This window comes from Streptomyces beijiangensis, from assembly GCF_017315755.1.
Lineage (GTDB): Bacteria > Actinomycetota > Actinomycetes > Streptomycetales > Streptomycetaceae > Streptomyces > Streptomyces beijiangensis.
Map to the genome: position 1 here is coordinate 1 of NZ_JAFLRJ010001676.1, position 202 is coordinate 202.

The 202-nt window shown below is 50.5% G+C and carries 1 protein-coding gene; it reads left to right on the top strand.

The window, feature by feature from the left end:
- Positions 1–22 precede the first annotated feature (22 nt).
- Positions 23–202 (top strand): protein phosphatase 2C domain-containing protein (locus tag J0695_RS46645; protein WP_206970253.1); only part of this gene is annotated, 180 nt, incomplete at its 3' end.

The following is a 202-nucleotide window of genomic DNA, read 5'->3' on the forward strand; positions in this document are numbered from 1 at the left end:
GAAGAGACGAGGTGAATCAAGGTTGAAAACAGCCTTAAAAACGGACAGGGGAAAAATACGCCAGCACAATGAAGACGATGCCGGCATTTTCACAGAAAAAAACGGACTGGTATTAGCTGTTGTCTGCGATGGAATGGGAGGTCATCTGGCCGGCGATGTCGCCAGCAGGATGGCCGTCTCAGCCCTTCGTGATATTTGGGAG